Annotated in this window: 24 protein-coding genes; 6 read left to right on the top strand and 18 right to left on the bottom strand. The window is 44.5% G+C overall.

The window, feature by feature from the left end; all coding sequences use genetic code 11:
- The first annotated feature begins 359 nt into the window (after positions 1-359).
- From AABW11_RS11325 to AABW11_RS11315, 3 genes are read left to right on the top strand one after another with little or no spacing between them, the layout of a single operon-like run.
- The gene (locus AABW11_RS11325) at positions 360-1052 is read left to right on the top strand and encodes a hypothetical protein (protein ID WP_340105206.1); all 693 of its coding nucleotides are present in this window, start codon (positions 360-362) and stop codon (positions 1050-1052) included.
- The gene (locus AABW11_RS11320) at positions 1042-2067 is read left to right on the top strand and encodes a sensor histidine kinase (protein WP_340105205.1); all 1026 of its coding nucleotides are present in this window, start codon (positions 1042-1044) and stop codon (positions 2065-2067) included. Before AABW11_RS11325 ends, AABW11_RS11320 begins: the two co-directional genes overlap by 11 nt.
- Complete coding sequence (locus AABW11_RS11315; protein WP_340105204.1) at positions 2068-2736, top strand: LytR/AlgR family response regulator transcription factor; 669 nt, start codon at positions 2068-2070, stop codon at positions 2734-2736. It abuts the gene before it with no gap.
- Positions 2737-2779: 43 nt separating this feature from the next.
- Here the strand turns inward: AABW11_RS11315 and AABW11_RS11310 are convergent, their stop codons facing one another.
- From AABW11_RS11310 to AABW11_RS11250, 13 genes are all read right to left on the bottom strand, one after another.
- The gene (locus AABW11_RS11310) at positions 2780-3208 is read right to left on the bottom strand and encodes a DUF4385 domain-containing protein (protein ID WP_340105203.1); all 429 of its coding nucleotides are present in this window, start codon (positions 3206-3208) and stop codon (positions 2780-2782) included.
- 184 nt (positions 3209-3392) lie between these two features.
- The gene (locus tag AABW11_RS11305) at positions 3393-3602 is read right to left on the bottom strand and encodes a YgaP family membrane protein (protein WP_445263760.1); all 210 of its coding nucleotides are present in this window, start codon (positions 3600-3602) and stop codon (positions 3393-3395) included.
- Between the two features lie 148 nt (positions 3603-3750).
- A complete protein-coding gene (locus AABW11_RS11300) occupies positions 3751-4374 on the bottom strand; it encodes a Crp/Fnr family transcriptional regulator (RefSeq protein ID WP_340105202.1) in 624 nt (207 codons plus the stop codon).
- Positions 4375-4662: 288 nt separating this feature from the next.
- Complete coding sequence (locus AABW11_RS11295) at positions 4663-5433, bottom strand: glycoside hydrolase family 16 protein (protein ID WP_445263765.1); 771 nt, start codon at positions 5431-5433, stop codon at positions 4663-4665.
- Between the two features lie 216 nt (positions 5434-5649).
- A complete protein-coding gene (locus tag AABW11_RS11290; protein ID WP_340105200.1) occupies positions 5650-6441 on the bottom strand; it encodes a tetratricopeptide repeat protein in 792 nt (263 codons plus the stop codon).
- Positions 6442-6514: 73 nt separating this feature from the next.
- Positions 6515-7894, bottom strand: coding sequence for an oxygen-independent coproporphyrinogen III oxidase (gene hemN / locus AABW11_RS11285; protein WP_340105199.1), 1380 nt, complete (start codon positions 7892-7894; stop codon positions 6515-6517).
- Positions 7895-7909: 15 nt separating this feature from the next.
- Positions 7910-8371 carry an RrF2 family transcriptional regulator gene (locus AABW11_RS11280; RefSeq protein WP_340105198.1) on the bottom strand — a complete coding sequence of 154 codons (462 nt, stop codon included), beginning with the start codon at positions 8369-8371 and terminating at the stop codon, positions 7910-7912.
- A gap of 1091 nt (positions 8372-9462) precedes the next feature.
- Positions 9463-9930 carry a plastocyanin/azurin family copper-binding protein gene (locus tag AABW11_RS11275; RefSeq protein WP_340105197.1) on the bottom strand — a complete coding sequence of 156 codons (468 nt, stop codon included), beginning with the start codon at positions 9928-9930 and terminating at the stop codon, positions 9463-9465.
- Positions 9931-9942: 12 nt separating this feature from the next.
- Positions 9943-10383: a cupredoxin domain-containing protein gene (locus tag AABW11_RS11270; protein ID WP_340105196.1), complete on the bottom strand. Its 441-nt coding sequence runs from the start codon at positions 10381-10383 to the stop codon at positions 9943-9945.
- Entirely contained in the window at positions 10380-11042 is a 663-nt protein-coding gene (locus tag AABW11_RS11265; protein WP_340105195.1) for an SCO family protein, read from the bottom strand. Before AABW11_RS11265 ends, AABW11_RS11270 begins: the two co-directional genes overlap by 4 nt.
- A complete protein-coding gene (locus tag AABW11_RS11260) occupies positions 11020-11826 on the bottom strand; it encodes a formylglycine-generating enzyme family protein (protein WP_340105194.1) in 807 nt (268 codons plus the stop codon). The genes AABW11_RS11265 and AABW11_RS11260 overlap by 23 nt, the downstream gene beginning before the upstream one ends.
- Positions 11827-11908: 82 nt before the next feature.
- On the bottom strand, positions 11909-13042 hold the full coding sequence (locus AABW11_RS11255) for a multicopper oxidase domain-containing protein (RefSeq protein WP_340105193.1): 1134 nt from the start codon (positions 13040-13042) through the stop codon (positions 11909-11911).
- A 171-nt stretch (positions 13043-13213) separates the two neighbouring features.
- Complete coding sequence (locus tag AABW11_RS11250) at positions 13214-14476, bottom strand: MgtC/SapB family protein (protein WP_340105192.1); 1263 nt, start codon at positions 14474-14476, stop codon at positions 13214-13216.
- 190 nt (positions 14477-14666) lie between these two features.
- On the opposite strand from AABW11_RS11250, the gene AABW11_RS11245 reads away from it, so the two are divergent.
- From AABW11_RS11245 to AABW11_RS11235, 3 genes are all read left to right on the top strand, one after another.
- Complete coding sequence (locus tag AABW11_RS11245) at positions 14667-15524, top strand: SDR family oxidoreductase (RefSeq protein ID WP_340105191.1); 858 nt, start codon at positions 14667-14669, stop codon at positions 15522-15524.
- Positions 15525-15630: 106 nt separating this feature from the next.
- The gene (locus AABW11_RS11240) at positions 15631-16119 is read left to right on the top strand and encodes a VOC family protein (protein WP_340105190.1); all 489 of its coding nucleotides are present in this window, start codon (positions 15631-15633) and stop codon (positions 16117-16119) included.
- A gap of 169 nt (positions 16120-16288) precedes the next feature.
- Positions 16289-17275 (top strand): LLM class flavin-dependent oxidoreductase, encoded by a 987-nt coding sequence (locus AABW11_RS11235; protein WP_340105189.1) that lies wholly within the window; start codon positions 16289-16291, stop codon positions 17273-17275.
- Positions 17276-17387: 112 nt separating this feature from the next.
- Here the strand turns inward: AABW11_RS11235 and AABW11_RS11230 are convergent, their stop codons facing one another.
- The 5 genes from AABW11_RS11230 to AABW11_RS11210 all read right to left on the bottom strand — a co-directional run bounded on the left by AABW11_RS11230 (position 17388) and on the right by AABW11_RS11210 (position 19248).
- A complete protein-coding gene (locus AABW11_RS11230; RefSeq protein WP_340105188.1) occupies positions 17388-17621 on the bottom strand; it encodes a putative signal transducing protein in 234 nt (77 codons plus the stop codon).
- Positions 17622-17747: 126 nt separating this feature from the next.
- Positions 17748-18164 carry a PIN domain-containing protein gene (locus tag AABW11_RS11225; protein WP_340105187.1) on the bottom strand — a complete coding sequence of 139 codons (417 nt, stop codon included), beginning with the start codon at positions 18162-18164 and terminating at the stop codon, positions 17748-17750.
- On the bottom strand, positions 18161-18406 hold the full coding sequence (locus tag AABW11_RS11220) for a DUF6364 family protein (RefSeq protein ID WP_340105186.1): 246 nt from the start codon (positions 18404-18406) through the stop codon (positions 18161-18163). The genes AABW11_RS11225 and AABW11_RS11220 overlap by 4 nt, the downstream gene beginning before the upstream one ends.
- Positions 18407-18627: 221 nt before the next feature.
- The gene (locus tag AABW11_RS11215) at positions 18628-18939 is read right to left on the bottom strand and encodes a hypothetical protein (protein ID WP_340105185.1); all 312 of its coding nucleotides are present in this window, start codon (positions 18937-18939) and stop codon (positions 18628-18630) included.
- Between the two features lie 30 nt (positions 18940-18969).
- Positions 18970-19248 carry a hypothetical protein gene (locus tag AABW11_RS11210; RefSeq protein WP_340105184.1) on the bottom strand — a complete coding sequence of 93 codons (279 nt, stop codon included), beginning with the start codon at positions 19246-19248 and terminating at the stop codon, positions 18970-18972.
- Between the last annotated feature and the right edge of the window lie 173 nt (positions 19249-19421).

The following is a 19421-nucleotide window of genomic DNA, read 5'->3' as shown; positions in this document are numbered from 1 at the left end:
CGATCGTGGTTTTAAACTCAAGGATATACCCTCAAAAGATCGACTTGAAGGTTCCGGGCCATTAGAAAACCGTGTGCACGCACCGGGTGAGACTGGCGGATGTGAGTAACGTTGACACACGGAGCTTAAAACTGGATTGCAGAGGCTTATTCCAGATCTGTATAGCCTCACTATGTCAATCGAGTAGTTTATAATTACTGAGCTTCTTGATCTATTCTGCCCTGAATAGCAGTCGTTAAGACTCAATTTGAGCTCATTTATAAGCGTTCAACGAGAAAAACGCCCCGTTTATCGAATATTTTTTCTTACCATTCGGCTACTCTGTTTCTTAGGCTTGAACCCAAACTAATTCCACTCTTATGAAACGAGTCATTCTGCTATCACTTACACTACTTGCGCTCACCGGATGTTTTTTGAAGTCTGTGAATCCGCTGGTCACAACAGATACCGCTATTGTTCTTGATGGCCTTCATAACACCTGGCAGTCTGACGATCAGCGATGGACGTTCATAAACAACCCGGTTTCACTCCCCCAGGTTGCAGTTCAGGGCTCAAGTTTTACGGGATCAATCGGCCTCGAAGCCGGTGGTGGATCCACTATCTTTGATGACGAAAATATCTATCTGGTCATTCTTGAAGACCTGCAGGACACGTCAGCAGATTCCACCCTGTTTATCGGCTACGTGGGTGATTTTGAAGGAGATTATTTCCTGGATTTATCACTGCTAAATATGGGTGCCAATAAAAACGCCTTCGAATCGGCCCACCTGCTTCCCGTCCACTCGTTTTCAAAAGTCTCCCTTGAAAAAGATGAACTTGCCATAGAATTCTTCAAGGACCAGTGGATCAAAGAGCAGATTATAGATAACAGGGTCCGTATCAAACATGAACGTGTTGAAGGTGGTCTTGAAGGTGGTCCTTTTGATGACGATGTCAGTATTCTAATCACTGCAGATACACCCGAGCTTCAGCAGTTTGTGTTGAAATACAAATCTGACGAAAGGGCCTTTGAAGATGCCATAGAGCTAAAAAAGGTAGTGAATGAAATTTGAGAAGAGCACACTCCTGAGCATCACTCAGAATGGACTGTTCTGGGTAGTTTCTTTTATCGTTTTACTCAGACTCTTTACCCGAACGGACGAGATAAGAAGTATCGACATCATTTATACAGCTCTGTTTCATCTTCCGCTTTTGGTTGGTGTAGTATGGAATCAAATAGCACTGAAGCATTTCCTGGAGAAGGGAAATCGCGTTTCGTACGCCTTTGCCTTTCTAATGGCCGTTATTTTTATCGTTCAGATTTACCCGCTAACATTCGACGGTCTCGCTCCCCTGCTCTTTCCTGATTATTACTTTATCACCGTCTATGAATGGCATGAAATAGGGGGAATCGGGCTCGTTTACGTCAGCCTCAGCCTGCTTTTGCACCTTGCATCGGGATGGTTCAAACAGCAGGAATCCATCGCGCAGCTGGCTCAGCTTAAAGAGGAGAAGACGGTAGCAGAACTCCAGGCACTCCGTGCCCGCATTAATCCACACTTCTTATTCAACAGCCTGAACACGATTTACGGTGAAACACTCAAGAAATCAGCCAAAGCGCCAAAACTCGTCCTCGAGCTTTCTGACTTGCTGCGCTATGTGGTAGATCATACAGATGAAGAACAGGTTCCCCTTAAGCGGGAATTGGAGTACGTAGAGAAATTCATACATCTCCAAAAGGTGCGGGTAAACAATCCCGAAAAGATAAGGTTTAGCATTGACACAGAAACCCGGGATCTCATGCTGCCTCCGCTGCTTCTTATTACATTCATCGAAAACTGTTTCAAACACGGGTCTGTTTCGGAAGAGACAGATTTTATTCATATTTCCATCAAAACAACCGGTAACAGGCTAACGCTAAATACCAGGAACAGTGTTGCAGAAAAGGCATTTACACCAGATCAAAAATCATCGCTTGGCCTTGAAAACGCAAGGCGCCGGCTGGAGCTCAGCCTCCCCGGTAACTATTCCCTTGAATACGGTAGCGAGAACAATGAATACCATCTTACACTCACAATGGAGCTTTAAATGATGACCTGTTTGATTATAGATGATGAACCTGTAGCGCGCGATATTCTCAGAACCTATATCAGCGATACCCCACAGCTCACTCTAACAGGTGAGTGCGAAAGCGCTGTAGCCGCACTATCGATTTTAAAAGAGCAGTCGGTCGACCTAATCTTTCTGGATATCAACATGCCCAAGCTCTCAGGGATCAGCTTTTTGAAAAGCCTGCCCGCTCCACCAAAAGTGATTCTTACAACAGCATATTCCGAGTATGCGCTCGAAAGCTATGAACTGGATGTTGTTGACTACCTGCTGAAGCCATTTTCGTTTGAGCGCTTTTTGAAAGCGGTGAACAAGGTACCTGAACCTTCAGGGAACGATGACGCTTACGTGGTGATCAAAGCTGATGGAAAAACGTACCGCATCAATGAAAAGGATATTCTGTTTGCCGAAAGCCAGGGTGACTATATCACGCTTCACACACGTGAGAAACGCCATACCTTTAATCAGACACTAAAGTCATTTTCAGATGAGCTCACTCCATCAGATTTTCTCCGGGTTCACAAATCCTACCTGATAGCGCTGCGTCAAATTGACTATGTGGAAGGAAATATGATTCACATTAACGGCCACGATATTCCACTGGGAAAGGTGTATAAAGATGAATTCAGGAACAGATTTATCGGGTAGCGCTCTTTGCGTATTTCATCAACCTGCAGCCCAAACCCAGGGTTCAGTAATAGTTATTCCTGTGCTCTTCCTTCAGCCGTAGGTATTTCTCGTTCTCCCTAGCCTCTTTCCACTTCTCCTGAAATATGTCCGATGACTTCTGCTTTTCCGGATCGGGGTTTTCCGGCCTCTCGTTTCCTTCGTCATCATACTTGCGGCCGCTGGCGTGCCTGGCATATCGCCTGGCCCGGGTCATCCCCATTCGCAGAAACTTTCGCGCCATATCAGCGCCCACGAAATCATCCTCCCTGAGGTAGTCGATAAACATATCGTAGATTTTCTCTGAAGACTCTTCGGCATCATCCGGAGTTTTAAATGTCCAGTGAGGCAGAATCTCCGACTTACAAGGCTCCACGGTGAGTACACCTTTCTCACCCGGCCCAATCCGGTATTTTTCGGGATGTTTTTTGTAGTTGATGTTTGGATCGTGCATAAACAACTCAATATTGATTAATCGTCCTGTTGTCTACAAATCCAAACAAATGCCATTACGCTCCTTAAGATTCATTCAATCGATCATATAGGAGATCCTAAAGAGTAACCCGTTCTGAAACTGACTCGATCACCTTTTATATTATCGTAAAAAGGCAACCATCTCACCAGCCAACAGATTTTCGCTACCCCTTTTCAACCTTGCAGGTTCGTAGACCAAAAGGCGCATAAAGTGGACAAAAGCTGATAAAACTGGTGGCAAGAAATACACCTGCCAGTACAAGAAGCACAATGCCCAGTGTTCCTGAGATTACATTAGTTGCGTATAAAACTGCGAATACGATTGCGAGGATAGTTCTGATTGAACGATCTGCTGTTCCCATGTTCTTTTTCATTGTTCTGCCCGTTTAGTCATTAAAATTTGCTCTGAGAGCTTCTGGTGCCGGTAAATGAAGCTATTTTCGTGGCCACAGTCAGCTTACTCAATGTTTCTTTTACTAAACTACAGTTCCAGTTCTTCCAATTCAGTGACCAAAGTCACAACTAAAGAATTTTTATCCCTTTTCTCTGCTGCTCCACTTTTCCCTCATTCTCCAGCTTCTTCATCACCCGGCTTACCACCTCTCTTGCAGTGCCGAGATCACCGGCAATTTGACGGTGCGACATCTTTAATAGATTGTTATTAAGCAGTTCAGACTTCTCTTTCAGGTAATCATAAAGACGCTTATCCATCCTGTTGAACATTACATCCTGAATGGTCTCTAGCAACTCTCCATACCTGAGGTCATACTGCTGGAAAAAGAGTGAGTTCAATTCCGGATACTCTTTTATCCAGGCAATAATCTTCTTAATGGGAATTAACAGCGCCCTGGTATCTTCTACGGTTTGAGCGTAAACGCTGCTTGGTTCGTTTTTTAATCCTGCAGCGAAAGACATAATGCAGCTCTCATTCGGCTTGATGTAATAGAGAAGCAGATCTCTCTCTTCGTACCTCTTGTAGACTTTAATTGCGCCATCAACTACAAGAGGCACCTCCGATACATACTTTCCTTCCCTCAATATTTCGGTGCCTGCCGGAACCTCTTTTACTATGGAATTCTTAACAATTTCCGTAATTAACGATGACGTGAGTTGTGGAAATACTTTTAAGAGGTAGTCTTCATTCATATCAGGAGGCTCTATTAAGAAACGATCCTTAATCGGGGTTTGCTTCACCGGATTCAGAAAATCCGGCATCTCATTTACAAATTCATATCATTAATAACTTGATTTCTATTAATAATCAATTTCATTTATTCGTTACCAAGTCTACCGCCAGCGGAGAGATTTCCCCAACTGGATCCCTTGGGAAGTATCCCCCTTTTTTCGCCACAGGCATCTATTATCGGGAAAGGGGGACTTTTGATGTCCTTATTTAAGAATCGAACTCATGTTAATAGTAAACGCATGCCGGCTTTATTTTCTTTGATAGACCCGCACATAGTCAACTTCAAACCGGTGTGGAAAGAGGGTGTTATCGATACCTTCGGTGCCGCCCCAATTACCGCCAATTGCCAGATTGAGTATTAGATAATGGGGTTTATCAAATGGCCAGACGTCATTGTCTGATGACTCTTTTTCAAATGTGAAATATTTTACGTCATCCACAAAGAAATCAATTCTATCATCGTACCACTCCACTGCATAAACGTGGAACTCTTCCCAAGGGCGTTCTAAAGTATAAGAACTACCTTTGTCCGTCCCTATTGTGTGATTATACGCTTCGGTATGTACATATCCATGAACTTTGTCAGGATCATATCCCACATATTCCATTATGTCGATCTCACCCGATTCCGGCCATCCTACTTCGCTGATATTAGCTCCTAACGTCCATATCGCGGCCCATGTCCCCCTGCCGGTCGGAACTTTCGCACGCGCTTCGAACCGCCCGTACGTCCAGGTTTCTTTACCTCTTGTTACCAGCCTGGCTGACGTATAATCGAATCCTTCCCAGTCTTCTTTTATTGCTGTTATAACCAGTCTTCCGTCTTCAACCCTTGCATTTTCAAGCCGGGATTCCGTGTAGTACTGTTTTTCGTTATTTGCAATATACCCAACATCATATCCCCACTTGGTCGAATCCGGTAATCCCTTATAATCGAACTCGTCGCTCCAAACCAACTCCCGGGATACCCCTTCTAAATCCTGACCTTCCACATTCTCGGTGGTTGTAATACAGGTCATCATCAAAAAAACCAATGTGGTAAGTAGCAGCGTGTCTTTGTCAAGCATACATATGATATTATTAAGAGTGTATTGTTATCGTTTTACATAAAGCGTTCGCTTAAAATAAACAAAGCGAGTTAGCCACCAGTGATGTCAAATAACTGGTATCTGTATGACAGTATTTATAATACTCAATATGAATTATAATGTCTCGAACTCTCAAAACCGAACTGTTCAGCCATCAATCTCATCCAGCATCTCCTTCGCCTCATTAATATACGCCGGATCATCTTTCATTTGAGACTCCATATTCATTATTTCTCTAAGAACGGGAATGGCTTCCTCCGGACGGTCTACTTTCATATAATGTTTTGCAAGGTCAAGGTGAAACAGAATGTTATCTTCGTCCATCGAAATTGCTTTTTTCAGGTACTCTTCGGCTTTTTCATTGCTGGCATCTGGAATACCTCCCGTAAACAGTCCGGCAGCTGCTTTAACCGCAGCGCTCATATTGGCTACATCTGAGTGCCATACGCCATACAGGTGCCAAACCGGGGCAAAATCGGGAATTCGCTCAGCCGCTTTTTCTATGTTTTCTTTCACTTTTCGCGATGCCCTTACCCTGTCGGCCGGTCCCATTACTTCTGTCATTCGGCCGGTTGCCACAGCCATCGCATAATATGCATATCCGTTATCGGGATGATTTTCAACGGCCCGTTGAGCCAGATCTACTGCCGTTTCAAAATGAGGTCTCATCTCATCATCACCCTCTTTCCGATAGCCGATTTTAGCGTGCAGAACCGAGGCATTCCAAAGCGCAGTTACATTATCGGGGTCATCCTTCAAAACCTGTTTGTACAAATCAAGGCTTTGCTGCTCCTCACCTGACATATGCAGCTCATCGGCCTTTTCAAGCTGGTTCTCTATGCTTTGAATTGATTCATCAGTTGATTGGGCCACGCTATTCTCAGCAGCGGTTTGAAACGTGAGTACGAGAGACAGTAGTATGAAATGAAGATTCCTCATGATGATCCGGTTTATATTTCACCTGATCAAGAATTTATCCTGATACCAGGTATATTCTAAAGCCTATAACGCATCACACCGTTTTTGAGTACAACGGACGATCAGATTTCCTGGTAATATAACCATCAAATACCATGGCAACGTTTCTCAAAAACAGGCGGCCGGCCTCTGTCACATTAAAGCCCTCCTGATGCTTAACCAATAAACCATCAGCTTCAAGCGCGTCTAAATTTTCAATCTCGCTTCTGAATTTATCTTTGAACTCCACGGCTGAATCTGCATAAAAATCATTATACCGGATTTCTCCCCGACACATAATTCTCATAATAACATCCCGTCTCAGCCGATCTTCACTGGTCAGTTCAAGAACTTTTTTAATGGGTAAGTGGCCTTCATCAAGTGCATCATAATATTCGCCAATGTCTTTGTTGTTCTGCACGTACAAGCTATCCCCCATTGAAATTCCTGACATACCCAATGCAATCATCTCAAGTTCGGCATGTGTGCTGTATCCCTGGAAATTTCGATGAAGAGTTCCTTCATCGAGTGCCTGGCTGAGCTCATCATTTTCTAAAGCAAAATGATCCATGCCGATATACCGATAGCCGTAATCGGACAGACGCTCGATGGCGGTCATTAACATAGTCAGTTTTTCATCGGGTGATGGAAACTCTGACTCATTCAAGAGTTTTTGAGCCGGCATGATCCCAGGCATATGAGCGTAGCTGTAGATTGCCAGACGATTAGGTGCCAGCGCTACAACATCATCAATTGTTTGCTTAAAGGTAGCAATGGATTGACATGGCAGCCCGTAAATCAAGTCAAAATTTATATCCGGTATGCCCCGCTCCCGAAGAAGATTCGTTACTTTTTTTGTCTGTTCAAACGGCTGTATTCGATGAATGGCCTGCTGCACTTCGTCATTTGTATCCTGAACGCCAAGCGAGGCCCGGTTGACACTCATTTTGGAAAGGGCAATGATATGCTCATCAGTACAGCGACGCGGATCGATTTCCACACTAAACTCTGCATCCGGATGCACTTTGAAATTTTTGTGTATGAGATCACTGAGTCGTTCAAGCTGCAAAGGTGTCAGAAAAGTTGGTGTTCCGCCCCCAAAATGGATTTGTTTAAGAACTGGCTCTGCACCATTTGCCTTTTTAATTAATGCCGCCTCCTTTTCGAGATAGTCAAGATAAACGTCACCCCGATTGCTGTCTCGAGTGATGATTTTTGTGCAACCGCAATACCAGCAAAGTGAAAAGCAGAATGGAATATGGACATAAAGGGAAAGCGGTTTACCAGATGCCCTGCCCTCAGCAAGCCGACTTTCGGTATGCTGCCTGTCAAACGATTCGCTGAACTGTACTGCTGTTGGATATGACGTATACCGAGGACCCGGCACGTTATATTTTTGAATTAGATGAAACAGATCTTTACTGTCTGAATGCATAATTACCTCCCTATGTTAATCTCTCAATAACGATTCAAAATCTCCATCTTCAGTCAGCCTGAGATTTTCAGCTTTTCCTTTTTCGGCCAAATCTTCCAGGGTTGTACGCTGAAGCATATCCCGAATTTTATCTCGGGTTTTTGCCCATTGATCGTGCAGCGGGCATGGATTCTTCAAGCCGCACCCCGGAAGGCCAAGAGCACATTCCGTTAATAATTTCGGGCCGTCAATAGCTAAAACTACGTCCACAAGTGCGATTTTGTCTCCCGGCTTTGTAAGTCTTACGCCACCATTCGGCCCCTTAAATGATTCCAACATGCCGTCGGCCGTAAGCTGTTGCAAAATTTTTGTTAGAAAGTGGAAGGAGATTTCTAGCTTGTCACTTAACTTTTTTATGGGAGTAAATTCGTTACGGTCTTTCATTGCCAGGTAAAGAGCGGCCCGCAAACCGTACACGCATGATTTTGATAACAGCATATTCAATAATATAAATTAGAGAGTCTTTTGTCTTAAAATAACATTTTAAACGGACGTGTGCACCCGGAAAGTGTATGAAATTTCAGGATGCGGTCAAGACAACCTTGGTCCTTAATGCCTCTTGGATATCGACATTTCATTAATCGTGCCGATAAAGAGCAGATATCACTATATATGTATCGTTTCGTTCGGATTAATGCGCCTATAAAAAAAGAACTCACCGCTTTCGCTCCGATCTCTTATTACCAATCACAGATCTAAATAACTCGTCTGGCTCATTTGACGCCCCTCCCCCTTTTCACCAGCTGGCAAATTACTCCCCCCGAAGGAAGATTTAATACTTATAACTACAAAATGGTGTTGCCCGGTTTTTGGGCAACATTAGGGGCTACCAATGACAGTTTTTAAAAAGCACTGTTTTAGGCTAAAATCGATGTTTTATTTTAATATGCACGTGAATTATCCCCTGCCAATGTACATCCGGTTATGCGTGGGCGCCTGCGCGTAACAAAACAATAAGTCCCGGCAGGGACGGCAGCTCAGTAGCCCCATACCCGAAGGATCACTACGTGACAAGCGCCGTGGTTTTGTCCCAAAGGGATGCCGCTGGCGCCGGCGCGCAGTGTGGGGTTAGGTAGCGCAGATAACAGTGGCACCCCGAGGCGAGTGATTCCGCAAAATAAATGGATCCGTCGAAGGGGAACGAAAGATCTAATCCGTGTATTCCTCGGTATCTGAGTACGTACTTTTGAGATTAATAATTACCCGGTTCGCCACACACATCTCCATTCACGAAATACATAGTACTCTTGCATAGGAAACCTAATACTGTCACTTTTCAAATGGTATTGCCCTTTTTTGGGGCAAGATTAGCGGCTACCGATGACAGATTTTAAAAGTGCTTTTCTGGCTTAAATCGACTGTTAATCTTAGTAAGTACATGTCTTATAGTTTGTCCACGCACAACTGGTTTCGCGCCTGCGTGAAATTAAAACCCCCGGCTGGTGCAACCCAAATCATAGTTTTTCGAATCGGTGTTTTAATCCGGAACACAGCATCACCTGCATTCAGGTAAAGGTCAATTGTGTATTCTACTTTACGCGGAGAATACCAACCATTCCCCCTTGATAATGTCCGGGAAATGTGCATATATAATCGTAGTCACCTGTTTCTTCCGGAACTGTAAATTCAACGGTTGATGTCTCTCCGCCGCCTATCATTTCGGTGTAGGCGATCAGCTGATCCTCATAGTCAGGCGCGATATATTCATTATCTCTTGCGCCCATAGATGCAATTGCAAATGCATCCGTGTCCATGCCTTTTGGAAGGATGGCAATGTTATGAGACATCGCCTGGGGCGGCATATTGCTTACTACTTTAAATACGAGCCGGATGGTCTCGCCCGGACTAGCCTCAATCAGCGTCTTATCGTATTTCAGATTGTCCATGCCCGTAACCTCAATTGTCCGGACATCATCCTGCAGACCAGTAGAGAATACCGGCAGCGCAAAGGTTAATGTGATAAGTGAAAGTGTTATAATTTTGATAAGTAATTTCATTGGTTCAAATATTTAGTTCTTATAATTTGTTGATGTATTGTTTGAATTAGTGTTGTTAGATATAATCTTCCCTACATGGCCCATGCGTTCATGAGGCATGCAAAAGTAGTTGTATTCGCCTGAATAAGTGATGTTCAAATACCATGTGTCGCCGGCCGTTAAAATGCCTGAGTCGAAAGACGGAGCGTCCTTTGGAATTCTAAGATCCCGTCTGTTATCCGGATGGTAGGCCGTCACCGTGTGCATGCCTTCTTTCACCTCAAAACGAACCGTTTCCCCGGGCTTTACCCTTATTGATTTGGGTTCAAAGCGGGAATCCTCTGCGGTACCGAGTACGTGTACCGTTAGGGTATCAGGCTTGATATCAACCGGCTGCTCATATCCTAAACCTGGCAATGGAAGTACGGTAATGAACAGCAGGAAAAGGATGATATGAATAGCTTCATCTTTCATTGCAGGTCAGGCTTAATAAGCTCTTTAATTTCTGAGGCTGCCTGATCGAGCCCTCCGGTGATCCCTTCTGTTCTCACAGCAATTTTACCCTCTTCATCCAGAACCGTAATCAGATTTGAATGCTCATAGTGTCCGTCACTTCGCTGGCGATACTGAACACCGAGCAGCATGGCAAGCTCCCGGACATCCGTATGGCGAGCTGTCACAAAATTCCAGCCGGGAATATCCAGCTGTTCATATTCCGCGTAGGTTTTGAGTGCCTCCGGCGTATCGTTTTCGGTGTCAAAACTAACGGCCAATACCTGCAACTGATCTCGAATCCTATTATCAAGCATGCTGTAAAGCTTCCATGTTCTTTGCATAAGCACGGGACAAGTTCCCGTGCACTGGCCGTAGAACATTACAAGCATAAGCGGCCGGCCTGAATAATCGGCCAGCCGGATTGTTTCTCCATCCTGGTTCGTCCATTTTGCGGGCATATGGTAGAGAGACTCTGCGTTATACGACTGCTCAGCCTTAAGGTCAGAATGACTTTCCCCTTCTGTCATTGAGTGCTGGCTTGATGCAAGCATCGGCAGACATATAAGCCCGATTGTTAATGCAATATATTTCAATTTTTTCATGGTTGCTCCTTCCTTAGTCTGTAGATTGATTCTCATTCACCGGTTCATTTCCATTCTGGACGGTATCATATGCGCACCTGAAACCCAGCATACCGGTGGCACTGATGGGCTTAAAACTCATGCGGGTGATATACCGAATTGACATAGCGTACCCATACAGGGTACTGCTTCCCTGCATCCGGCCCACGGTGCCGCAATCGAGAGACAGGTCGTCTGCAACGGGCGGCTTAAAATCTTCAACCCACTCCATAATCAAGCCAAACATGTCTTTTACTCCATACTTGTTTTCAATTCCACTGCTGCCAACCGGTTTGACTTGATTAGCGTTAACAGCCGAGTACCACCCGATCAGCTCGGAGCTAAACCGATCAGCATCATCCGAAGATTCAAATTCCATCGCCTGTGCCGCGTACTCCCATTCATTAAGTGTTGGCAGCCGGCCGCCTTTCCAGCCACAATAGGCGTTTGCAGCATACCAGGAAACGCTTGTTACCGGTTGCGTGGCCTTTTTATCGCCGTAGTCTAAGTCGTTTTTCCAGTTTTTCAGGTAGCTCTTTCCAGCATAAATAGCCGGAATGTCAGATGATCGCCATCGGGGTTGATCCGTCAGAAAGTTCCTGTAATCTTCGTATGTAACCGCCGTCTCATCTATAAAAAATGACTCTACCCGGACGGGCTCGCCAACCACTTCAGGGAGTACCGAATGAAAGTAACCTGCCGGTATCTCAACCTTTTTCGACTGTGCCCCGGCTGAAACTGTAATTAGCACTGTCAGCACAACAATCGGCAATAAGAGATACGATAGGGTTGAAAGTTTCATTTTTTTGGAATTAAAATGTGATGTATGATCAAAAAGAAATTGATGCCATCGACCAGGATGGCATCAATTGGAATAGCTTAGTTTATCGTTTACGCGGTCCGGCTTTCAGTGTACCGGTGGCTCCTTTTTCAGCATCTGCAAACTCGTGGTCTATCAAGATGTATTTGCCTTCCTCAGGTACAATAAAGTCGACTGTGGCAGAGCCTGACGCTCCGAGCAGCACTGTCTGCATGCCGCGCATTTCATTATAAGGATGACCTTCCAGCCATACGCGATCAAAAATGGCGCCAATCACATGAAAACTTGACGTTCCGCTTGGCCCGTTATTTGAGAAATGAATTCTCACACGCTCACCGGCATTCGCTTCAAGCGGTTGATCATGAAGAATAGTTTGGTGGCCATTAAATACGACGTGTGAAGGGTTTCGGCTTTGAGCTGCTTCAAAATCATACTGATAAAGTTCGCTGGGACCTTTTTTGAGATAGTATTCAGACTGCACAACTACGTATTCGCGATCTACTTCATAGTCGGTCGGGTACCCTTCTTTTGGCGAAACAACAACCACCCCGTGCTGACCCATTGCCGTGTGCATGAGCACACTCGGGGTTCCACAGTGGTAGATGTAGGTTCCGGCGTAGTTTGCCACCCAGTCGAACTGGATTGTTTCACCTGGAGCAATGGTTCGCCATTTGTCATCTTTCGCAACGGTTCCCGCGTGGAAGTCCATAGAGTGAGGCATTGGCATCACACCCGGTTTGGCGTTCATATAGTTATTGTCGGCCACCTGCTGCATAAACGGACTTGCCTCACTACCCGGTTCTGTGATGGTTACTTCTTCATCTGACCGGTTTTTCATCGTAAATGTAATCCGGTCGCCTTCGCGTACATGCAGTGTTGGTCCCGGAACTGTTCCGCCGAACGTCCACGCCCTGTAGCTTACGCCATTGGCAACTTCTATTTCCTGCACCATGGCATCCAGGCGAACTTCATGATGCTTGTTTCCTTCATATTCGAGAGGAGCAAGATTGGGAAGCAGGGTTAAGTGGTCACCCACAACCGGCGGTCCATCATAGTCTTCTGTGTAGACTACGGCCTCAGGCATACCGAATGTCATTCCGTCCATCATGTATTCCTGTGCCTGAACGGTAGACTGGCCCACGCCCAGTAACACAATAAGTGTCATTAACAGAGCAGATATTTGATATAGTGATTTCATAATGATTGGTTTAGTTTTGTTAAAATATAAAAGACTCTTTTGTCTTAATATGAGTTGCATTACAGCATCTCCACGTTTGAGAGTTAAGTTAAAGGTGAAATATGAATTTAAGATAAAGAACTCTTAAATATATCACATTACACACCAACTACTTATAACCGGCTGATTTTATTAGACGATCAGGTATAAACCTGCCAAAATACCCGGGATAACTGCTGCTGTCAAAAACAAGATTAGTTTTAAACTATCCTTCCAGCCGGCAATTACCGCAAAAATGAACCCTTTAACAACTGTGTTCGTGGCTGAGGCCAATACGATTCCCAGCGAGGCCACCTCGGCACTCAGATCATTCTGAGCCATTTTTGAAAGTGAAACTGTAATAGCGTCAACATCCATCAAACCGGATGCTACAGAGAGCAAGTAGATGCCTTCATCACCGAACCATTCCTTCACCGCTTCAGAAAGCAGAAGAATCAGGGCCAGCAGTACTCCGAACCGGAGAGCAAGTCCAAGCTGAAAGGGATTTGTAATATCAATTTGTTGGTCTGCCTCTTTTCCTTGCCCTCCCCTGATCAAAAACCAATAGCCGCCAATGAGTATACCTGCAAACATGAGGCCAAGAGGTATCCATAAATGCTGAAGCAACTCTCTATTGACAACAAATACTTCTATAGCTACACGAATAAACATGATAGATGATGCTATCATGATACCGCCCATAAAAAATAGTTTCTTTTTGCTAAGCTTTGCAAATTGAGCCATGCTAAAAGTAACAGCTGTTGATGAGGCCAGCCCGCCGGTGACAGCCGTTAAAAACGTCCCTTTCTTCTTTCCTGTAAACTTAATAGCAAAATATCCTACGAATGATATTCCACTGATGAGGACTACCATCCACCATATCCAGTAGGGGTTCAGAGCATTATAAGGGCCGTATCCCTGGTCAGGCAGGAATGGCAGGAGCGCCACCGAAATAATCAGAAGCTTTATACCGGCATAAAGCTCTTTTTCTTCTATAACTCTGAGCCATCGATGCAAGACCGGCTTATATCCCAAGAGAAATACCACTACGATTGTCACTGCAATGGCAATAACCGGCTGACCAATCACGGCCCAGGCGGCAAGAGCAAACGTAAGCATCATAGAGAAAGCTGTAGTGGTGCCGATGTCCTGGTTACTTCTCACATCGAGAATATGAGCAGCAATAATCAGGGCCGAGACAGAGAGGAAAGCAACTGCAAGTATCCAGTCCCCGAGGAATTCTGCCATCATTGCCCATACGCCCCCGAGCAGCCCGATAATACTGAAGGTGCGAATTCCTGCTATTCGCTCACCTTCATCTTCCTCACGTTCACTCCAGCCCCTCTCGATCCCTACCAGCAAGCCAATGGCAAGCGCCACCAACAGTTTTAATTCGATTTGAGATGAATAATCCATTTGATGATACTTGTTGATCGACAATTGTTTACGCTTTTTAAAGAAAGCAAATAACCCGCAAGAGATGAAACTAAATATATGTTCATTATTAAACTAATTAAGCCCAACTTTTGTATAGAAAATAAAGACATTGCATCAATTAGGCATTACTCTAAATATGCCGATGAACCTTTCAAAAACCAATAATGATATGATTTTAATTACAGGAGCGAACGGAGAACTGGGATCAGCAACAATCGATCACCTAATGGAGAATAACCCCGAGCAGAAAGTTGCCGGGCTTGTGAGAAGCGAGGAGAAAGGGAGCGAAATCGCTAAAAAAGGAGTTGAGCTGCGAATAGGTGATTATCTCGCTAAACCTACCCTCGACCGTGCCATGGAAGGGGTTGATACGTTGCTTCTGATTTCATCAAGCAGTTTCGAACAGAGAATTAAACAGCATGAAAATGTTATTGAAGCTGCAAAAAAAGCCGGAGTGAAGCACATTGTCTACACCAGCATGCTTCAGGCACATAAAGAACTCAGCCCGCTGACGGCTGACCATCATGCTACAGAAAAAACTATTAATGACACCGGGATATCTTACACGATCAACCGGCATACGTTTTACACTGAGTTTTTCCCGATGTTCTTGGGACAGGCGATGGAAACAGGGACATGGACTTTTCCTTCCAACGGCGAAAAAGTGAATTTTGCATACCGCACGGAGATGGCTGAAGCATTGGCTAATATTTTGGTCAGCCCGGATGACCACAAAAACCAGGTGTATGAAATCACATCGCTGGAAGCCCATACGCTGAAAGAATATGCAGAAAAGCTGAGCCTGGCATCAGGAAAGAAGATCACCTATAAAGATGTGTCGCTTGATGAATTCGTTGAAGGGCTGGAAGCCGCCGGGCTCCCCGATGATGTGGTTGCGATGAGTAAACTGTCGGCCATTACAGTAGCAAACGGCGCGCTTGCACACACATCAGACGACCTCAAGGAACTCCTTGGCCGCGATCCCAAACGTACTTACGAGTTTATCCGGGAGTTTGCGGGGGAATAATCAGTATTTCAGTGGTACAGTTTAACAGTGTGTCAGTTATCGGTAATCGGTAATCGGTAATCGGTAAAAATTGTTTGATATTTTATCTAACAAACAAGCAATGGGAATGGATAAGTATAATATACCGGCTCAGACACGGATCGGGCATGTACACCTGAAGGTGTCTGATCTGGAGCGGTCGCTTTCGTTTTACCGGGATCTTATTGGGTTTGAGGTGACCACCATGTATGGTGACCAGGCTGTTTTTCTGAGTGCCGGTGATTACCATCACCATATTGGCCTCAATACCTGGCAAAGCAAAGGAGCTCCACCTGCCCCTGAACGAAGTGCCGGACTCTTTCACACTGCTATTCTCTATCCCACTCGCCGCGATCTGGCCGCCATTGTGAAACGGTTAATGGATAACGACTACCCAATTTCCGGGGCGAGCGATCATGGTGTATCGGAAGCGATATATCTTGATGATCCGGATGGCAACGGCGTTGAACTTTACCGCGACCGCCCCAAAGAGGAGTGGACATATCGAGAGGACGGCTCCATCCACATGGTGACTGAACCGCTGGATATTGATGGCTTATTAGGTGAACTTTCGTAATGATTGATAAATCGTGTTTCAATTTTTTCCAGAATAAGTCTCCCCTAATAAGGGGAGATTGCCCCAAGGGGTGCCTTCGGCGAGAGGGGTGTCCATAGGAATTTCTACAATCTGATAAACACCCCCGATTAAACAGTTTAACGATTCAACAATTCAACACCCTCAACATATGATTCCCTTTTCCGTCTTAGATCTTGCCGTTGTCACCGAAGGAACCACGCTTGCACAAACTATCAAAAACAGCCGAATACTTGCCAAAGAGACTGAGAAAATGGGTTACAAGCGATTCTGGATGGCTGAGCATCACAACATGGAAAACATTGCCAGTTCGGCTACATCCATTTTACTCGGGCATGTTGCGGATGCCACATCATCCATCCGGGTGGGTAGCGGCGGCATCATGCTGCCTAACCACTCGCCCCTGATTATTGCCGAGCAGTTTGGCACGCTGGCAACCATCTATCCCGGCCGGGTTGATTTGGGACTGGGCCGCGCACCGGGAACCGATCAAACCACGGCAAACGCCATCCGGTCAGACCGGATGCGGGAAGTTCAGCGGTTTCCCGAAAATGTGAAGCAACTGCAGCGCTATCTCTCCTCAGACAACAAAAACAGCAGCGTCCGGGCTATTCCTGGTGAGGGCACAAACATTCCTATCTGGATTCTCGGCTCAAGCACGGATAGCGCATTTCTTGCGGCTGAACTGGGACTGCCCTACGCGTTTGCCAGTCATTTTGCGCCTCAGCAGCTATTGCCGGCGATTCGGATCTACCGGGAGCGATTCAAACCATCCAAACAGTTGAGCGAACCCTATGTGATGCCGTGCATAAACGTCATCGCCGCAGACACAGATGCCGAAGCTAACTACCTCTCCACATCCATGCTGCAGATGTTTATGGGCGTGGTCACCGGGGATCGTAAACCTATGCCGCCGCCCGTAGATGACATGAGCAGTATCTGGTCACCGCAACAACAGATGATGGTTCAGCAGATGCTGGCGTGTTCTTTTATTGGAAGCAGGGAAACAGTAAGGGCAGATCTTGATGAGTTCATCAGCCGAACCAGCGCCGATGAATTGATGATCGCCTCCTACATCTACGATTTCGATCAGCGGCTAAAATCACACCGGCTGATTGCTGAAACGGTTGAGGTTTGAGACAATTTGATAGCGAGGATTATCCGCAAATATGCGCAGGTTAGTAAAACTTTATTTGCTTTTGCTAATCTACACCACTGTAAGAGCTTTATTATTTACACCTTAACCAAAATTATTCATTATTGGATTGAGTCTTATTATCAGATAAAATTTCATCAGCACGTTCCAAGTCTTTTTCTGAGACATGGATTTTGACGCCGCCGGTAGCTGCACCCAAAAAACTGAAGCTTCCCATATTTGCATCGCTTAAATATGCATCTACTCCCTCATTTTGTAGTTTATTTAAATCCATTTCAGCTTGGTGTGGAAAAGAATAAGTTCTGAAGACTATAAATGAATATTTCATAATACCTCCTTTTGATTAGTAAATACGTTGATATTAGGCTGAAATCACACCGGATGATTGCGGAAGCGGTTGAGGTTTGAAATGAGCCTTATGCTAAATTCACCGAATACCTGAGAAAAAATTTCATCACAATAAATCCATCAGGTTTAATAGTTCATCGGGGCTGTATACAGGAAGCTCACTTTTCTTAAAATCCTTTTGATTCCTGGTAAGAATTAAATCCAGATTTGCTTGCACGGCCGATTGATGAATAACTGCATCTTCATAGTCTGTAAAGCCACTTTCTCTTGCTCCTTCCAAAACAGCTCTTGTAATCGTAGCGATGTGAAATATCTGAAGAATATCACCCACGTGATTACCAGCACGCTCTCTATTGAGTGATTTTGAAAGTAAGTAATGAATCGCCGTAACTATTGAGCCACATAACCAGCCTTCTATTTTTCCCCACTCGGCTAATGCAACTAATTTCGAAGATGTCTCAAAAAAAGGATCACGTTTCAAAAAAACATCTAATAAGATATTGGCATCAAAAAGAACTTTCATTTAAGGTATTTATCCTCTAAATGAGTTTTATAATCCTCTTCGCGGACGTCACTGTTTTTCATTATCCCAACTAATGAAGCAGTGACAGGGGGCAAATCGTTTTTAGGCTCTGTTGATTCCGTATCAACAATGGCAAAAAAGTCGGCGACCATTTGGGAAACCGAGGTACCTTTTTGTTCTGCTCTCTTTTTTGCCCGCTTAATTAATGACTCTTCTAACCGGAGGGTGAGTTTGTTCTTCATAGTATATACGTATGGATTTTTAATTAAAAAACGTCAATGATAATTTTAATGCAATAATCAGCTTTAAGTATGTATTGCATCGGGGATAAAACGTCTGATACGGCTCATAATTACGAGAATCCCGTGATATATCTGTTGATGTTAAACTTAAGCCCTACTGACACAAATTCTATTTAATGCATCAATCAATAAGAGTGCAGTATTTCAATAATTGATTCCGCTCAAAAATAGACCGACAGCCCAAATCTGACTCCGTCGCTACCGAGCTGAATTGTAGTACTATTTCTCTCAGTTATGCTTTCGTTTCCATTTACATCCGCTGTGTTCTTTTCACGTATGTGACCAATGCTAACTGATCCACGATATTCGGCGTGCATGCTCATACACGATTGGAAAAACCACTCCACACCGACATACCCAATCCCTTTTATTCCGTAATATAAATTCCTTCGGGTATCATCTCTGACTCTTAATTTCTGAACATTTCTATCAATCCCGAAATTAATACCTGAACTATAACCATAGAAGAACATAATCCCTGAGTCTGGATCCGTATACCTCATTCAAGTGTAATCAACACCAATATTAACGTCCAGATCAGAAACTTCAAGGTCGTCATCGTTTTCAGGAAAATCACTCCACAGGTATCGATTGCTAAAGTTTAACCCGATTCGCCTCGCACGATCATCAGATTCCTGTTGCTTGAAAGAAAACGTTGCCCCGGGAAAAGACTCCAGGCTAAAGTTATCTGATATTTGAAACAGCAGAGCTTTGGATCCCGGCTGTAGTGGATTCGGCTCTGAATCTGATTTATTCTGAGCCTGTAAAATTGAAACTGGCAATAAGATTATAAATAAAACTATGGCAGTTAATGCTTGATGAATGTCATGATTGTGGAGGGTTTTTAAATGTGCAGGTTATTTTGATTTACAGGCAATTAACGCTATATCTGCATAGTCAAAATAGCATATGAATATTATTTAAATGACGTTTAGAGTAAGATTGGAAGATTAGG

This window comes from Rhodohalobacter sp. 8-1, from assembly GCF_038150125.1.
Taxonomy (GTDB): Bacteria; Bacteroidota; Rhodothermia; order Balneolales; family Balneolaceae; genus SW132.
Note: the sequence above shows the minus strand (reverse complement) of the source record. Positions and strands in the feature narration are given on the sequence as shown.

Bases quoted from the DNA above. Each gene is read 5' to 3' on its own strand.
- AABW11_RS11240 (WP_340105190.1), top strand. From the start codon at position 15,631: ATGGATAAGTATAATATACCGGCTCAGACACGGATCGGGCATGTACAC.
- AABW11_RS11250 (WP_340105192.1), bottom strand. From the start codon at position 14,476: ATGGATTATTCATCTCAAATCGAATTAAAACTGTTGGTGGCGCTTGCC.
- AABW11_RS11280 (WP_340105198.1), bottom strand. From the start codon at position 8,371: ATGCTGTTATCAAAATCATGCGTGTACGGTTTGCGGGCCGCTCTTTAC.
- AABW11_RS11265 (WP_340105195.1), bottom strand. From the start codon at position 11,042: ATGAGAATCAATCTACAGACTAAGGAAGGAGCAACCATGAAAAAATTG.
- AABW11_RS11270 (WP_340105196.1), bottom strand. From the start codon at position 10,383: ATGAAAGATGAAGCTATTCATATCATCCTTTTCCTGCTGTTCATTACC.
- AABW11_RS11225 (WP_340105187.1), bottom strand. From the start codon at position 18,164: ATGAAAGTTCTTTTTGATGCCAATATCTTATTAGATGTTTTTTTGAAA.
- AABW11_RS11235 (WP_340105189.1), top strand. From the start codon at position 16,289: ATGATTCCCTTTTCCGTCTTAGATCTTGCCGTTGTCACCGAAGGAACC.
- AABW11_RS11245 (WP_340105191.1), top strand. From the start codon at position 14,667: ATGATTTTAATTACAGGAGCGAACGGAGAACTGGGATCAGCAACAATC.
- AABW11_RS11255 (WP_340105193.1), bottom strand. From the start codon at position 13,042: ATGAAATCACTATATCAAATATCTGCTCTGTTAATGACACTTATTGTG.
- AABW11_RS11315 (WP_340105204.1), top strand. From the start codon at position 2,068: ATGATGACCTGTTTGATTATAGATGATGAACCTGTAGCGCGCGATATT.
- AABW11_RS11320 (WP_340105205.1), top strand. From the start codon at position 1,042: ATGAAATTTGAGAAGAGCACACTCCTGAGCATCACTCAGAATGGACTG.
- AABW11_RS11300 (WP_340105202.1), bottom strand. From the start codon at position 4,374: ATGAATGAAGACTACCTCTTAAAAGTATTTCCACAACTCACGTCATCG.
- AABW11_RS11310 (WP_340105203.1), bottom strand. From the start codon at position 3,208: ATGCACGATCCAAACATCAACTACAAAAAACATCCCGAAAAATACCGG.
- AABW11_RS11325 (WP_340105206.1), top strand. From the start codon at position 360: ATGAAACGAGTCATTCTGCTATCACTTACACTACTTGCGCTCACCGGA.
- AABW11_RS11275 (WP_340105197.1), bottom strand. From the start codon at position 9,930: ATGAAATTACTTATCAAAATTATAACACTTTCACTTATCACATTAACC.
- AABW11_RS11230 (WP_340105188.1), bottom strand. From the start codon at position 17,621: ATGAAATATTCATTTATAGTCTTCAGAACTTATTCTTTTCCACACCAA.
- AABW11_RS11290 (WP_340105200.1), bottom strand. From the start codon at position 6,441: ATGAGGAATCTTCATTTCATACTACTGTCTCTCGTACTCACGTTTCAA.
- AABW11_RS11305 (WP_445263760.1), bottom strand. From the start codon at position 3,602: ATGAAAAAGAACATGGGAACAGCAGATCGTTCAATCAGAACTATCCTC.
- AABW11_RS11220 (WP_340105186.1), bottom strand. From the start codon at position 18,406: ATGAAGAACAAACTCACCCTCCGGTTAGAAGAGTCATTAATTAAGCGG.
- AABW11_RS11295 (WP_445263765.1), bottom strand. From the start codon at position 5,433: ATGACCTGTATTACAACCACCGAGAATGTGGAAGGTCAGGATTTAGAA.
- hemN (WP_340105199.1), bottom strand. From the start codon at position 7,894: ATGCATTCAGACAGTAAAGATCTGTTTCATCTAATTCAAAAATATAAC.
- AABW11_RS11215 (WP_340105185.1), bottom strand. From the start codon at position 18,939: ATGTTCTTCTATGGTTATAGTTCAGGTATTAATTTCGGGATTGATAGA.
- AABW11_RS11260 (WP_340105194.1), bottom strand. From the start codon at position 11,826: ATGAAACTTTCAACCCTATCGTATCTCTTATTGCCGATTGTTGTGCTG.